This window comes from Micromonospora sp. WMMD1120, assembly GCF_029626235.1.
In the GTDB taxonomy this organism is placed as follows: domain Bacteria; phylum Actinomycetota; class Actinomycetes; order Mycobacteriales; family Micromonosporaceae; genus Micromonospora.
The window spans coordinates 2294526-2309733 of sequence record NZ_JARUBO010000005.1; the positions used below are offsets into that span (position 1 = coordinate 2294526).

At 71.8% G+C, this 15208-nt stretch carries 11 protein-coding genes; 6 read left to right on the forward strand and 5 right to left on the reverse strand.

The genetic code is table 11. The annotated features are described in order from the left end of the window. Positions 1-6: 6 nt before the first annotated feature. Complete coding sequence (locus O7634_RS10875; protein ID WP_278150007.1) at positions 7-1536, forward strand: SpoIIE family protein phosphatase; 1530 nt, start codon at positions 7-9, stop codon at positions 1534-1536. 18 nt (positions 1537-1554) lie between these two features. On the opposite strand, the gene O7634_RS10880 is transcribed toward O7634_RS10875, so the two are convergent. Continuing rightward, positions 1555-2418: an AraC family transcriptional regulator gene (locus tag O7634_RS10880; RefSeq protein WP_278150008.1), complete on the reverse strand. Its 864-nt coding sequence runs from the start codon at positions 2416-2418 to the stop codon at positions 1555-1557. Positions 2419-2449: 31 nt separating this feature from the next. Here O7634_RS10880 and O7634_RS10885 point away from each other — a divergent pair, with 31 nt between their 5' ends. Together O7634_RS10885 and O7634_RS10890 are read left to right on the forward strand one after the other, a co-directional pair. Next, the gene (locus O7634_RS10885) at positions 2450-3019 is read left to right on the forward strand and encodes a TIGR03086 family metal-binding protein (RefSeq protein WP_278150009.1); all 570 of its coding nucleotides are present in this window, start codon (positions 2450-2452) and stop codon (positions 3017-3019) included. A gap of 283 nt (positions 3020-3302) precedes the next feature. Next, a complete protein-coding gene (locus tag O7634_RS10890; RefSeq protein WP_278154136.1) occupies positions 3303-3620 on the forward strand; it encodes a hypothetical protein in 318 nt (105 codons plus the stop codon). A gap of 7 nt (positions 3621-3627) precedes the next feature. Here the strand turns inward: O7634_RS10890 and O7634_RS10895 are convergent, their stop codons facing one another. Both O7634_RS10895 and O7634_RS10900 read right to left on the reverse strand, forming a co-directional pair. Further along, on the reverse strand, positions 3628-3807 hold the full coding sequence (locus tag O7634_RS10895) for a hypothetical protein (protein WP_278150010.1): 180 nt from the start codon (positions 3805-3807) through the stop codon (positions 3628-3630). Between the two features lie 93 nt (positions 3808-3900). Further along, positions 3901-5997: a S9 family peptidase gene (locus O7634_RS10900; protein WP_278150011.1), complete on the reverse strand. Its 2097-nt coding sequence runs from the start codon at positions 5995-5997 to the stop codon at positions 3901-3903. A 95-nt stretch (positions 5998-6092) separates the two neighbouring features. Here O7634_RS10900 and O7634_RS10905 point away from each other — a divergent pair, with 95 nt between their 5' ends. Then, positions 6093-7451: an FAD-binding oxidoreductase gene (locus O7634_RS10905; RefSeq protein ID WP_278150012.1), complete on the forward strand. Its 1359-nt coding sequence runs from the start codon at positions 6093-6095 to the stop codon at positions 7449-7451. A gap of 14 nt (positions 7452-7465) precedes the next feature. Here the strand turns inward: O7634_RS10905 and O7634_RS10910 are convergent, their stop codons facing one another. Both O7634_RS10910 and O7634_RS10915 read right to left on the reverse strand, forming a co-directional pair. Then, the gene (locus O7634_RS10910) at positions 7466-7897 is read right to left on the reverse strand and encodes a hypothetical protein (protein ID WP_278150013.1); all 432 of its coding nucleotides are present in this window, start codon (positions 7895-7897) and stop codon (positions 7466-7468) included. Positions 7898-7945: 48 nt separating this feature from the next. Then, complete coding sequence (locus O7634_RS10915; RefSeq protein WP_278150014.1) at positions 7946-10018, reverse strand: SpoIIE family protein phosphatase; 2073 nt, start codon at positions 10016-10018, stop codon at positions 7946-7948. Between the two features lie 260 nt (positions 10019-10278). On the opposite strand from O7634_RS10915, the gene O7634_RS10920 reads away from it, so the two are divergent. Together O7634_RS10920 and O7634_RS10925 are read left to right on the forward strand one after the other, a co-directional pair. Continuing rightward, complete coding sequence (locus O7634_RS10920) at positions 10279-14649, forward strand: HAMP domain-containing protein (protein WP_278150015.1); 4371 nt, start codon at positions 10279-10281, stop codon at positions 14647-14649. Continuing rightward, the gene (locus O7634_RS10925; protein ID WP_278150016.1) at positions 14646-15200 is read left to right on the forward strand and encodes a response regulator; all 555 of its coding nucleotides are present in this window, start codon (positions 14646-14648) and stop codon (positions 15198-15200) included. The genes O7634_RS10920 and O7634_RS10925 overlap by 4 nt, the downstream gene beginning before the upstream one ends. Positions 15201-15208 lie beyond the last annotated feature (8 nt).

Genomic DNA, 15208 nt, shown 5'->3' on the forward strand with positions numbered 1-15208 from the left:
GACGGCATGCCGACGACCGTCCTGGTGGTCGACGACAGTCGCACCAAGCGTTACCTGCTGGTCAGCTGGCTGAGTCGGGCCGGGTTCACGGTGCTCGAGGCCGAGAACGGCGCCGAGGCGTTGGCGCGCGTCGAGACGGACCCGATCGACCTGGTGGTTCTCGACGTCCGGCTGCCCGACCTCAGCGGCTACGAGGTCTGCGAGCGGATCAAGGCGCGACACCCGGCGGTGCCGGTCATCCACGTGTCGGCGCACGCCGTGGACGTGGCCGACCGCGCCCAGGGGCTGACCCGGGGCGCGGACGCGTACCTGACCGAGCCGATCGAGCCGGAGGAGCTGATCGCCACCAGCCGGGCGGTGCTGCGCTACTACCAGGCCCGGCAGCGTGCCGAACTGCTCGCCGAGCGACTGCTCGGCCTGGCCGACACGACGGTGGCGGTGCACGCCGCGCCGAACTTCGCGCGCCTGCTGGAGGCCGCCGCCGAGGGGGCCGCCCAGATCTTCAAGAGCCCGGCGGCGGTGGTCGCCGAGACGTTCGACGGTGACTGCATCGCGGGGATCTGCGCCGGCCCGGGCGAGGCGGCAGCCGTGGTGCCGTGGATCGTCGACGACACCGGGGTGCCGACCGGCTCCACGGTCCGCGTGCAGCCCCCGACCGACTGGTCGCTCGTCGACTGGTCGGGGACGGAGTCGGTGACCGTCGCCGCCGCCCGGCTGCGCGAGGACCGGGCGCCGCTGTACGTGGTGGTGCCGACGGCCACCCAGACCGCGCGGACCCCGGTGCTGGTGCAGCTCGCCCAGGCGGTGGCCGCGGCCGTGGAGGCGCAGCGCTCGTTCGACGAGGAGCACCGCATCGCCGTCACGCTGCAACGCAGTCTGCTCCCGCGCGGCCTGCCCGACGTGGCCGGGCTCGACCTCGCCGTACGCTACGAGCCGGCCAGCGCGCAGACCGAGGTCGGCGGCGACTTCTACGAGCTGGTGATGCTCGACGGGCACCTGCTGCTGGCGATCGGCGACGTCGCCGGCCACTCGCTGCACGCGGCGACCGTCATGGCCGAGCTGCGTCACGCGGTGCGGGCGTACGCGGTCGAGGGGCACCAACCCGGCGAGATCCTGCACCGGGTCAACGAGCTGATGCGGACGCTGCTGCCGAACGAGCTGGCCACGCTCTGCGTCCTGCTGCTGCACCCACCGACCGGGCGGGTGCGGCTGGCCAGCGCCGGGCACCTGCCGCCGGTGCTCAGCATGGACGGCAAGGTGGAGTTCGTGCAGCACTCCGCGCCGCTGCTCGGCGTACGCGCGCCGCGCCCCGCCGACCTGGAGTTCGTGCTGCCGGCCGGAGCAACCCTGGTGTTCTACACGGACGGGCTGATCGAGCGCCGGGACGCCACCATCGACGAGGGGCTGGCCGCGCTCGCCTCGGTCTCCGCCACCGTCGACGGCGACCTGGACAGGTTCTGCGCCCGGCTGCTGGTGGAGCTGGCCCCGCCGGAGATCCAGGACGACGTCGCAGTGGTCGTCCTCCGCCGTCGCTGACCTGCCGGCCCTGCTCTCTCAGCGCACCGAGCGGGCGTACGCGGCAGGCGATACCCCGGCCACCGCGGTGAAGTCGCGCACCAGGTGGGCCTGATCGCTGTAGCCCAGGTCGGCGGCGATGTCCGCCCAGCTCAGGGGGCCACCGGCGGCCCGTTCCACCGCCTCCTGGAGCCGGTAGCGCCGGATCACCCACTTCGGCCCGACTCCCACGTACTCGACGAAGAGCCGCTGCAACCGACGGACCGGGACGTCGTGCCGGGCGGCGAAGTCGTCGACCCGCAACACCGTGCGGTCCGTGCGGATCGCCTCGGCCAACCGGATGGCCTCCTCGGACAGCGGGTCCGGTTCCGGGGCCCAGCCGGTGAGCAGGGTGTCCAGCGCGCGGCGGCGGTCGTCGTCGGTGCCGGCGCACACCGGCCCGTCCGGGCTGGTCAGCCGACCGACGGGCAGCGGACGTCGCTGGCCGGTCAGCTCAGCCACCGACCGCCGCCAGAACGGGTGGAAGCCACCGGGGCGGAACTGCACCCCGCACACCCGCCCGGTCCCGGTGAGCGTGATCCGGAACAGCTCGCGACCCACCCCGGCCACCTCACCGGACTCCGGCCCGTGGCTGTCGCGGTTGTGGCTGTCGCGGTTGTGGCTGTCGCCGTTCTGGCTGTCGCGGTCCTGGCTGTCGCCGTCCTGTTGGAACACCACGTTCACCGCCGGGTGCGGCACGACCCGCTGCTCGAACGGAGTGCGCACCGACCAGTCAATCAACCAGTAGTGCTCGACCCACCGACGTAACGGCTGCGCCGGCAGGTACCGCCGGAAGCGCACCTCACGCAGCAGGCGCGCCGAGTCGAGGATGCCCCGGCTGTCGCCACGCGGTCGCTGTCGCATTTGTTCAAGACCACCCTCATACGCTGGCCCTATGACCACTCAGACTAGCGATCTGCTGGCTGCGGCCGCGCCGCCTACCCTCGATGTGGTGCGCGGCATCGCCGACGACCAGCTCGACCTGCCCACCCCGTGCCGTGACTACCTGGTCCGTGACCTGCTCAACCATCTCTTCCAGGTCGTGGTCAACTTTCAGGCGTTGGCCGACAAGCGACAGGTGGAATGGGCCGACAAGCCCGACCACCTGGGCGACGGCTGGCGGGACCGGTTCGACGCGGAGACCGGCCGGCTGGTGCGCGCCTGGTCCGATCCGTCCACACTGGAGGGCGTGTCGCCGGGCATGGGGATGCCGCAGCGCGTCGTCGGCGGAATGGCCCTGCTGGACCTGACAGTGCACGGCTGGGACCTGGCCGTCGCCACCGGCCAGCCCTACCACCCAGCCCCGGAGGTGGTGACCGAGCTGCACGCGCTGGTGGAGCAGTTGGGCCCCACCGCGCGCAAGATGGGCGTCTTCGCCGACCCGACCCCAACCCCCGACAAGGGCCACCCCCTGGACCATCTCCTAACCAAAACCGGCCGCACCCCCACCTGGCCCCACCCCTAGCCCCCACCCCTAGCCCCCACCCCACCCCACCCCGCCCCCGCCCCACCCCCACCCGCCCCCACCCCGCCCCCGTTGATCATGAAGTTATTGCCAGTCCGCGCGGCGTGTCGTGGCGATAACTTCATGATCAACGCTCCCGGGGGCGGGGCGCTCCGGGGCGCTCCCGGGGGCGGGGCGCTCCGGGGATGGGTGGGGGACTGTTGTGGGTTGATGTAACGGTGCTGGGTGGGCTGCCGCGTGCCGGACCGGACGGTTCCGGCACGGTGACGGTGGGAGATCGCAGATGCGCAGGCAACCGGGCTCGGCCACGCCGGTCTTCGTCGACGGCACCGGGCGGCGTCGTCGGCTGAGTGTCATCGCCGCCACGGCCCTCGGTCTCGGTCTGCTCACCAGCCTCGCGCTGGTAGCCGCCGGGATCTTCCCGGATACCTCGGTCCCGCTGCTGTGGGCTCTGCCGTTGCAGCAGCTGGTCTACCGGCAGTTGATGTATCTGGTGGTGGTGCAGTCGGTGGTCCCCGCGTTGATCGGCAACCGGCTGCGCTGGCAGCGGATGGTGCGTACCGGTGAGGTCGCCGCGCTGGTGGGCGCCGCCCCACGGTGAAGCCTGGTCAGGTCGGGGTGTGGAACAGACCCGCCGACCAGGAGATCAGCAGGCCGACGGCGGCGGAACAGCAGCAGACGACCAACGCGGCGGCGACCACGCCGAGAATCAGCCAACCGGACCAGCGTCGGGCCGCGCCCGGGGCGTCGACGCCTGATGCGTCCGGGTCGTCGTCGGCGGCGGGCACCACGCGAGTCTAGGCTTCCTCGCCGACGGTACGGGCGCGCATCGGGATGTGGTGACCTCGACGGGAGCCGGGTCACCACATCCGTGCGAGCTGTCAGGCGCGGCCCAGCCGGTCCAGGATCCAGGCGTTGATGAACGCCTCCTCGCGCCAGGAGTCGTAGCGGCCGCTCGGGCCGCTGTGCCCGGCACCCATCTCGGTCTTCAGCAGGTAGTCGCCGTCCGGGGCGACGGCCCGCAGCCGGGCGATCCACTTTGCCGGCTCGGAGTAGAGCACCCGCGTGTCGTTGAGACTGGTGGCCGCGAGGATCGCCGGATACGCGACAGCGGCCACGTTCTCGTACGGCGCGTAGGACTTCATGTACGCGTACACCTCGGGGTCGTCGAGCGGGTTGCCCCACTCCTCCCACTCGGTGACGGTCAGCGGCAGCGACGGGTCGAGGATCGACGTGAGCGGGTCCACGAACGGCACCTCCGCCACGATGCCGGCGAAGGCGTCCGGCGCGAGGTTGGCCACCGCGCCCATCAGCAGGCCGCCGGCCGAGCCACCCCGGGCGACCAGCCGGTCGCTGGCCGTCCAGCCGGCCTTGACCAGGTGCCGGGCGCAGGCGACGAAGTCGGTGAAGGTGTTCTTCTTGGCCAGCATCTTGCCCTGGTCGTACCAGCGCCGGCCCAGCTCTCCGCCGCCCCTGGTGTGCGCCACGGCGAAGACCACGCCCCGGTCCAGCAGCGACAGCCGGGCCACCGAGAACCACGGGTCCATGCTGGCCTCGTACGAGCCGTAGCCGTACAGCTCGCAGGGTGCCGAGCTGTCCCGGGGGGTGCCGACCCGGCAGACCAGCGAGATCGGCACCCGGGTGCCGTCGTCGGCGAGGGCCCAGTCCCGGTGCTGCTCGTACTCGGTCGGGTCGTACGGCCGGCCGTCCGGGCCGGGCAGCACCGGCTTCTGCTTGCGCAGCACCAGCTGCCGGGTGACCAGGTCGTAGTCGTAGACCGAGTCAGGGGTGACCAGCGAGGCGTAGCGGAGGCGGATCTGGCCGGTGCGGTACTCCGAGTTGGCGTCCAACCCCACGCTGTAGAGCGGCTCGGGGAAACTGATGTCGTACGCGTCGTCGCTGCCGACCGGCAGCACCCGCAGCCCGGTGAGCCCGTCGGTGCGCAGTGACACCACCAGGTGGTTGGCGAAGGCGTCGACGGCCTCCAGTCGGGTGCCGGGGGTGTGGTCGATCAGCGGCACCCAGTCGCCCGGTGCGTCGGCTGAGGTGAACGCCAGCGCGAAGTCCTCCGCGCCGTCGTTGTGCAGGATCAGGAAGCGGTGGCCGTGGTGCTCCACCGTGTATTCGACGCCCTGCCGGCGCGGGGCGATCACGGCGGGTGCGCCGGTCGGGTTGCCGGCGGGGATGACCAGCACCTCGCTCGTTACCTTGCTGTGCACGTCGATGAGGATGAACTTCTCCGAGCGGGTCAGCTCCACCCCCACCCAGAACCGCTCGTCGTCCTCCTGGTGGACCACCACGTCGTCGGCCGTGGCCGAGCCGATGGTGTGCCGCCAGACGCGGTTCGGTCGCCAGGCGTCGTCCACCGTGACGTAGAACAGCACCGAGGCGTCCGCCGACCAGGCGGTGCCGTAGAAGGTGTCGGGGATCTCGTCGGGCAGCAGCTCACCGGTGGTCAGGTCCTTCACCCGCAGCGTGAACCGCTCGTCGCCGGAGAAGTCGGTGGAGTACGCCAACCAGCGACCGTCCGGGCTGACGTCGAACGCACCCAGCGCGAGGAAGTCGTGCCCCTCGGCCAGCAGGTTGCCGTCGAGCAGCACCTCCTCGCCGTCGAGCGGGGCGCCGTCCACGCTGACCGGCGGGTCGACCTCACCGTCGCGGACCGCGCGCCGGCACTGCACCCCGTACTGCTGTCCCTCGATCGTCCGGGTGTAGTACCAGTGCCCACCCTTGCGGGTCGGCACGGACAGGTCGGTCTCCCGTGTGCGTCGGCGGATCTCCTCGAACAGCTCACCGCGCAGCTCAGCCAGGTGCGCCGTGCGCGCTTCGGTGTACTCGTTCTCGGCGGTCAGGTAGGCCATCGTGTCCGGGTCGTCCTTGGCGGCGAGCCAGGCGTACTCGTCGATGACGGTGTCGCCGTGGTGGGTGCGCTCGCTGGGCACCCGCTTGGCGGTGGGCGGGGCAGTCTCGGTGGTCACGGCGGCCACGTTACCGGCCATCGTGGGCGATTGGCCGGACCAGCGGCTTCCCGATAATCGCGGCAGCTCTTTCGAACACATGTACGATTGCCGCCATGGCGGCAGCAGCGAGTTCCCTTGGCCGGTCCGGAGCCCTCGAGATCACCCGACGGTTGGCGGCGATCTGCGGCCCACCGTTCTCCCGGTTGGCGGGTCCCGCCGACGAGGTGGCGGGGCGGCCGGCGCGGTGGGTGGCGGTGCCGGGCGGCCCGCGGGCCGCCGCCGAGGTGCTGCGCCTGGCGGCCCGACACGATCTGGCCGTGGTGCCCCGGGGCGCCGGCACGAAGATCGACTGGGGCGCAGCGCCCGTGCAGGTCGACATCGTGCTCGACACCGGTCGGCTGGCCGGCATCGGTCACGAGCCCGTCGACGCTCTGGTGGCCGACGTGGGCGCCGGCACCCCGCTGCGGGCGGTGCAGGCCACGCTGGAGCGCGCCGGGCAACGGCTGGCGATGGACACCCCGTCCCCCGGCGCGACCCTCGGGGGTGTGCTCGCCGCCGGTGAGGCCGGTCCCCTGCGGCACCGGCACGGCCGCCCCTGCGACCAGGTGCTCGACGTCCGCTACCTCGCCGCCGACGGCGAGCTGGTCAGCGCCGGGGGCGGCGCGCCCGGTCTGGAACTGGCCCGGCTGCTCTGCGGGTCGCAGGGCGCGCTCGGTGTGCTGGTCTCGGCGAGCATGCGGGTGCAGGCGATGCCGGCGAGCCGACTCTGGGTGTCCCGTCCGGTGTGGACACCACTGGAGGTGCACGACCTGATCCGGACGATCCTCGCCGCGCGGCTGGACCCGGCGGCCATCGAGCTGGACCTGCCCGGCGGCACCCCCCGGCCACGTACGCCGTACCCGGCCGGGCACCCCGCCGCCACCGCCCGGGAGCGCCACCCGTCGATGTCCGGGCGGTCCGGCGCCCCGTCCCGGGCCGGCAGCCTGGTGGTCCTGTTGGAGGGCGGCCCCGCCGACGTCACCGAACGCGCCGAGCGGCTGGTCGGCCTGCTGCACGGCGAGGCGACCGTCACGCACTCCGCGCCGACGTGGTGGCGCCGCTATCCGTTCGCGCCCGGCGACACCGCGCTGCGCCTGGAGGTGCCGATCGGTGACCTGCACGCCGCCGTCTACGCGCTGCGCGACGCGGCCGGCACGCCGGTTCCGGTGCGCGGCTCCGCCGGGTTGGGCGTGGTGCACGCGGCGCTGCCCGGCGCGCTGGCCCCCGAACGGGTGGCGTCCATCCTGGCCGCCGTCCGGGGAGTTCTGCTGGCCCGGCAGGGTCGCTGCGTGGTGGTCTCCGCGCCCGCGGCGGTCCGCCGGGCCGTCGACATCTGGGGTGACCTGGCCGGCCTCGCCCAGCTACGCGCCGCCAAGAAGCACCTCGATCCGGAGCACCGGCTCGCCCCCGGACGGCTTCCCGGCGGCCTGTGAGGCCACCCGGGCGGTCAGTCCATCCACCACCGGTGCATGTCCAGCAGCGGCGGGGTGAAGCGTGCCACCAGCACCAGCAGGCCGCCCACCGCGCCGGTCAGCAGCAGCGCCCGGGTCGCCCGGGGCGGGGTGTCGCGCTCCCGGGCGGCCAGCGCCACCGCGACGATCGCCAACGGCAGCGCCGAGACAGCGCCCACCAGGTAGAGCATTCCGACCACGCCGTAGAGCCAGAAGAACGGATTCGTCCCGTCCATCCCGAACGGGACCAGGTCCTTCGGGTCGTACGCGCCGGTCAGCATCTCGGCCGGGCCGACGCCCGCGGCGACCATCCGACCGACGTAGAGCAGCAGCACGACCAGGAACGCGCCGACGGTCGCGAGCTGCGCCACGACCAGAGCACTGACCAACCCCCGGGAGTACGACGTGGCGTGCGCGGCACTCGACATGAGCGTCAATCTACCGAGCGGCAGGTGAGCCCGGGGGTCGGGCGGCGGTCAGCTCGCGTCGTTGCGCAACACCAGGACGGCGATGTCGTCCCGGGGTGGCTCGACCGAGAAGTTGATCGCGGCGGCGCGCAGTCGGGCGGCCACCACGTCGGCGGAATATCCGGTCAGCGGCGCGGCGGCGTCGCGCAGCCGGTCGGTGCCGAACAGTTCCCGGCCACGCCGTCGCTCGGTGACCCCGTCGGTGTAGAAGATCAGCGAGTCGCCCGGCGCGAGCGTGATCTGCGTGGCCGGCGACGTGATCGTGTCGAGCAGGCCCAGCGCGGTGCCGCCGGTGCCGACGAAACCGGCCCCGCCGGACGCCGCCAACAGCACCGGCCGGTCGTGCCCGGCCAGGTGCAGCGAGACCTCCAACCGGTCGCCCGGACCCGGCCCGACCGCTGCCAGCGCCAACGTGCAGTAGCGACCGCCACCCCGCTCGACGAGCGTCTGGTTGAGCCGCGCCAGCGCCTCCGGCAGCGGTTTGCCGTCGCCGACCAGCACCCGGATGACGTCCCGCACCAGCCCGGTCACCGCGGCGGCCTGCACGCCCTTGCCCGACACGTCACCGATGACCACCAGCCAACGCCCGTCGACGAGGGGCACCACGTCGTAGAAGTCGCCGCCCACCTCCGCGTCGTCGCCGGTCGGGACGTACTCGGCGGCGAAGCCGATGCCGTCCACGACGGGCAGCACCGGTGGTAGCAGCGACTGCTGGAGCGTCTGCGCCACGCGCCGACGTTCGGCGTGGATGCGGGCGTTCTCGATGGCCAGTGCGGCCCGGCGGGCCACGTCCTCCAGCACGGCCACCTCGTCCGGGTCGTGCCGGTGCCGCTGGTGCCGGCCCACGGCCAGGGTGCCGAGCGGCTGCCCGCGGGCGATCAGCGGGACCGCGAAGCCCTCCATCGGCCCACCCAGGGGGATCTGCGCCGCGCTGCGGGACGCCTCGCGCAGGCGGGCCTGGACCGAGTCCGGCCCGGTCTCCGCCAGCACCTTGTGCAGCTGCGGCAGCATCGACTCGTCGGCGTGGCTGGCTGCCGCCAGCCGGAGCCGGCCCCACTCGTCGGTGGTGTGCACGGCGCACCACTGCCCGAGCCGGGGCACCACCAACTGCGGCACCAACGCCATCGTCAGGTCGACGTCCAGCGACTGGGCCAGCAGCTCGCTCGCCTCGGCCAGGAACGTCAGCCACACCTGGCGGCGGACGTCCGCCCGGCGCAGCCTGTCGTTCTCCAGGTGCAGGGAGAGCCGTTCGGCGGTGAGCACCGCCAACGGCCGGGCGTACGCCGACGGCGCGGCGTCGAGCTCCAGCTCGCCGGCGTACGGACGGTGCACGGTCAGCGGCACCCGGAGCAGCTCGCTGCCGGGGCGTGGTGGTCGACCGAAGCGGGCCAGCACCTGGCGGCCCTGCCCGTCGCCCCGGTCCAGGCGGATCGTGCCACCGGCCGCGCCCACCATCTCGGCGACCCGGCTCAGCAGGCTGGTGGCGAAGTCGGGCAGCGGGTCGTCCCCGTACGGGTCGGGGGCGGTCTGCATGAGTTCGCTCATCGCGCTGGCGCTCGGCGCGGACCGGTCGTCGCCGGTCCGGGGGCCGGCGCTGGCCGGCGCGGACAGGCCCACGGTGTCGCCGGCCGGCCGGTCGGCCCCGGGACGGTCCAGCCGGAACCAGACGCCCTTCCCGGTGGGCAGGTACGTGGTGCCCCAGCGGCTGGCGAAGTGGTCGACGAGCAGCAGGCCCCGGCCCCGCTCGGAGACCTCGGTGATCTCGGTGGCGTCGTTGCGGGTGCCGACGGTCAGTTCGTCACCGGAGCCGGGCGCGAAGTCGGAGACGGTGACGGTGAGCCCGATCTCGTCCGCGACGACCTCGATGTCCAGCTCGGTGCGGGCGTGTTCGACGGCGTTCGTGGTCAGCTCGGTGGTGAGCAGGAGCGCCTCGTTGGTCAACTCGTCCAGGTGTGACTCGGTCAACACCGAGCGGACCACGGCGCGGGCGGCGGCCGGCGTACGACGGTCGGCGGGCAGGCGGACGCGCCGGACCGCCCCGTCCCGGGCCCCGGCCGTCGCGGGCCCCGCCTCGGCTGACACCTCCGTATCCTCTACCGTTCCCGGGTCAGGTGCCAAGCCGATCACCGATCGCGGGCCGCCGCGTCGGCCGCGCGAGAAGCGGACCGGCTCCGGGTGCGGTCACCGCTTCCCTGCGAGGTGTGTCCCCCATCGACCGGTCCGGGGTGTCGGACGAAGCGACCGGGGCGGGTCGCGCACCCTGGCACCACGGCGCGCGCGGGCACAATATGAGGGGCCGGTGTGCCCGCACCGACCGGCGCCCCCGAGTTGAGCGAGGAATGATGACCACGGCGAAGCAGTCGGTGGCGGATCCGTCCGCGCCCGACCACGAGGCGATCCTCGGCGAGCTGACCGAGGCATTGCGACGGGTCCGTCGCGGCGACCTGAAGGTCCGGCTTCCCCGCCGCGCCGGCACGGCCGGTGAGGTGGCTGACGCCTTCAACGAGGTGGTCTCGCTCCAGGAGCGGCAGTATCTCGACCTGCGGCGGATCAGCCGGATCGTCGGCCGCGACGGTCGGCTCACCGAGCGGCTCGACGACGAGGGGCTGGACGGCTCCTGGGCGGAGGGGCAGCGGGCGATCAACTCGCTGATCGACGACCTGGGCCGCCCGACCACCGAGATCGCCCGGGTCATCGTGGCGGTCGCCGACGGTGACCTCTCCCAGCACATGGCGTTGGAGATCGACGGCCGGCCGCTGCGCGGTGAGTACCTGCGCATCGGGCGGACCGTGAACACGATGGTGGACCAGCTGTCGTCGTTCGCCGACGAGGTGACCCGGGTGGCCCGTGAGGTGGGCACCGAGGGCAAGTTGGGTGGCCAGGCCGACGTGCGGGGCGTCGCCGGCACCTGGAAGGACCTCACCGACTCGGTGAACACCATGGCGTCGAACCTGACCGGTCAGGTCCGGTCGATCTCGCAGGTGGCGACGGCGGTGGCCAAGGGCGACCTGTCGCAGAAGATCACTGTCGGCGCGCGCGGTGAGGTCGCCGAGCTGGCCGCCACGATGAACTACCTCACCGACACCCTGCGGCTCTTCGCCGAGCAGGTGACCCGGGTGGCCCGCGAGGTGGGCACCGAGGGCAAGCTGGGCGGCCAGGCCGAGGTGCCGAACGTGGCGGGCACCTGGAAGGACCTGACCGACAGCGTCAACTCGATGGCGTCGAACCTGACCGCCCAGGTGCGCAACATCGCGCAGGTCTCCACGGCGGTGGCCCGTGGTGACCTGTCGCAGAAGATCACCGTGGCGGCGCAGGGCGAGATCCTGGAGCTGAAGGACACCGTCAACACGATGGTGGACCAGTTGTCGTCGTTCGCCGACGAGGTGACCCGGGTGGCCCGCGAGGTGGGCATCGAGGGCAAGCTCGGCGGTCAGGCGCAGGTGCGCGGCGTCTCCGGCACCTGGCGCGACCTCACCGAGAACGTCAACCAGTTGGCCGGCAACCTGACCAGCCAGGTCCGCAACATCTCCCAGGTCTCCACGGCCGTGGCGAAGGGTGACCTGAGTCAGAAGATCACCGTGGACGCCCAGGGCGAGATCCTGGAGCTGAAGAACACCGTCAACACGATGGTGGACCAGCTCTCGTCGTTCGCCGACGAGGTGACCCGGGTGGCCCGCGAGGTGGGCACCGAGGGCAACCTGGGTGGTCAGGCCCAGGTCAAGGGCGTCAGCGGTACGTGGCGGGACCTGACCGACAACGTCAACTCGATGGCGTCGAACCTGACCAGCCAGGTGCGCAACATCGCCTCGGTGACCACGGCGGTGGCGAAGGGTGACCTGTCGCAGAAGATCACTGTGGACGCGCGGGGCGAGATCCTGGAGCTGAAGTCGACTGTCAACACGATGGTGGACCAGTTGTCGTCGTTCGCCGACGAGGTGACCCGAGTGGCCCGTGAGGTGGGCACCGAGGGCAAGCTGGGCGGGCAGGCCCAGGTGCGCGGAGTCGCCGGCACCTGGCGGGACCTGACCGACAACGTGAACTCGATGGCGTCGAACCTGACCGCCCAGGTGCGCAACATCGCCCAGGTCTCCACGGCGGTGGCGAAGGGTGACCTGTCGCAGAAGATCACTGTGGACGCGCGGGGCGAGATCCTGGAGCTGAAGTCGACTGTCAACACGATGGTGGACCAGTTGTCGTCGTTCGCCGACGAGGTGACCCGGGTGGCCCGCGAGGTGGGCACCGAGGGCAAGCTCGGCGGGCAGGCCCAGGTGAAGGGCGTCTCCGGCACCTGGCGGGACCTGACCGACAACGTCAACTCGATGGCGTCGAACCTGACCGGCCAGGTGCGCAACATCGCCTCGGTGACCACCGCCGTGGCGAAGGGTGACCTGAGCCAGAAGATCACCGTGGACGCGCAGGGCGAGATCCTGGAGCTGAAGAACACCGTCAACACGATGGTGGACCAGTTGTCGTCGTTCGCCGACGAGGTGACCCGGGTGGCCCGCGAGGTCGGCATCGAGGGCAAGCTCGGCGGGCAGGCCCAGGTGAAGGGCGTCTCCGGCACCTGGCGGGACCTCACCGAGAACGTCAACCAGCTCGCGTCGACGCTCACCACGCAGTTGCGGGCCATCGCCCGGGTGTCCACCTCGGTGACCCGTGGCGACCTGACCCAGCGGATCGCGGTGAAGGCGCAGGGCGAGGTCGCCGAGCTGAAGGACAACATCAACCAGATGATCGTCACCCTCCGGGAGACGACGAAGAAGAACGCCGAGCAGGGCTGGCTGGACTCCAACCTCGCCCGGATCGGCGGCCTGTTGCAGGGCCAGCGCGACCTCGGCGAGGTCTGCCGAATGATCATGACGGAGGTGACCCCGCTGGTCGACGCCCAGCTCGGCGCCTTCTTCCTGGCCGACGACACCGACGGCAGCATGCGGCTGCGGCTGACCTCGTCGTACGGGTACGTGACGCGCGGCACCGACGTCACCTTCGGGCCGGGTGAGGGGCTGGTCGGGCAGACCGCGCTCTCCCGCCGCACGATCCGGGTCAGCGCCCCACCGAACAGCCGGCTCACGCTGCGGTCCGGCCTGGCCGAGACACCCCCGTCCGACCTCGTGGTGCTCCCCGTCCTGTTCGAGGGCGAACTGCTCGGGGTGATCGAGTTCGCCAGCGTGTCGACCTTCTCCGAGCTGCACCTGTCGTTCCTGGAGCGGCTGGTGCTCACCATCGGCATCGCGGTCAACACCATCCAGGCCAACCGGCGTACGGAGGAGCTGCTGGCCCAGTCCCAGCGGCTGGCGCACGAGATGCAGGAGCAGTCGGCGGAGTTGCAGCGCACCAACGCCGAGCTGGAGGAGAAGGCCACCCTGCTGTCCGAGCAGAAGGGCAACATCGAGACGAAGAACCGGGAGATCGAGCTGGCCCGCCTCGGCCTGGAGGAGAAGGCGCAGCAGCTCACCCGGGCGTCGGCGTACAAGTCGGAGTTCCTCGCCAACATGAGCCACGAGCTGCGGACGCCGCTCAACTCGCTGCTGCTGCTGGCCCGCCTGCTCGCGGAGAACTCGGAGCGGAACCTCAGCCCGAAGCAGATCGAGTTCGCCCGGACGATCCACGGCTCCGGCTCGGACCTGCTGCGCCTGATCGACGACATCCTCGACCTGTCCAAGATCGAGGCGGGCCGGATGGACGTCGAGCCGACCGAGATCCGCTTCACCGAGCTGCAGAGCTTCGTCGAGCAGGCGTTCGCGCCGCAGGCCGAGGAGAAGAACCTGGACTTCCAGGTACGGGTGAGCAGGGATCTGCCGCCGGCGTTGGTGACCGACGCGCAGCGCCTGCAGCAGATCCTGCGCAACCTGCTCTCCAACGCGGTGAAGTTCACCGACAACGGCGCCGTGACGCTGCGGATCGCCCCGGCGGCGGAGAACGCCGTCTTCGACGTCCCCGCGTTGACGAACGCCCAGCAGGTGATCGCGTTCACCGTGATCGACACCGGGATCGGCATCTCCGACGACAAGTTGTCGATCATTTTCGAGGCGTTCCAGCAGGCGGACGGCACCACCAGTCGCCGCTACGGCGGCACCGGCCTGGGTCTGTCGATCAGCCGTGACCTGGCCCGGCTGATCGGCGGCACCATCACCGTGACGTCGGCGCCCGGTCAGGGCTCGACGTTCACCCTCTTCGTGCCGCAGGTGCTGGCCCCGGACGCCGTGGTCGCGCCCCAGTCCCCGTCTCCGCAGCGCGCCGGCCTGCCGTCGTCGCTGCTGATGCCCCCGCTGGAACTGCTGCCGGAGCGCTCCGAGGCGCCGGTCACCCGGCAGTTGGACGGTGCCACCGTGCTGATCGTCGACGACGACGTCCGCAACGTCTTCGCGTTGACCAGCGCATTGGAACTGCACGGGATGACCGTGCTCTACTCGGACAACGGGGCGGACGGTGTCCGCCTGCTTGCCGAACACCCGGAGGTGGACATCGTGCTGATGGACGCCATGATGCCGGACCAGGACGGTTACGAGACCACCCGGCAGATCCGCCGTAACCACCGGTTCGCCGACCTGCCGGTGGTCTTCCTGACCGCCAAGGCGATGCCGGGCGACCGGGAGTCGGCGCTCGCGGCCGGTGGCAGCGACTACATCACCAAGCCGGTCGACCTGGACGACCTGATCGAGTTGATGACGTCCTGGATCAACGGCAGCAGCCGGAGCGAGGAGAATTCGTGACCCAGATGGCCAAGGCGCTGCTCGTGGACGACCGGCGGCAGAACCTGACGGCCCTGGAGGCGATCCTCCAGGGCCTGCCGGTCCAGTCGGTGGCGGTGGAGAGCGGCGAGGCGGCGCTCAAGCAACTGCTTGTGGACGACTTCGCGGTGATCCTGCTGGACGCCCAGATGCCGGACATGGACGGCTTCGAGACGGCCAGCCACATCAAGCGCCGCGAACGCACCCGGCACGTGCCGATCATCTTCCTCACGGCGGCGGACCGGGACGCCCAGCTCGCGCTGCGGGGTTACCAGGTGGGCGCCGTGGACTACCTGACCAAGCCGTTCGACCCGTGGGTGCTGCGGGCCAAGGTGTCGGTCTTCGTCGAGCTGTGGGTGAAGACGAGGCAGTTGGCCGCCCAGTCGGATCTGGTCCGCGAGCGGGACACGCAGTGGCGCAGGCTCACCGACGCGGTCGACGAGGCGACCACGCTGCTCCGCTCCGACGACGCGGAGGCACGTGACCGGGCGGTCCGGATGCTCGAACAGGCCCGCTGGGGCAACACCGCCTGACGGCGGCC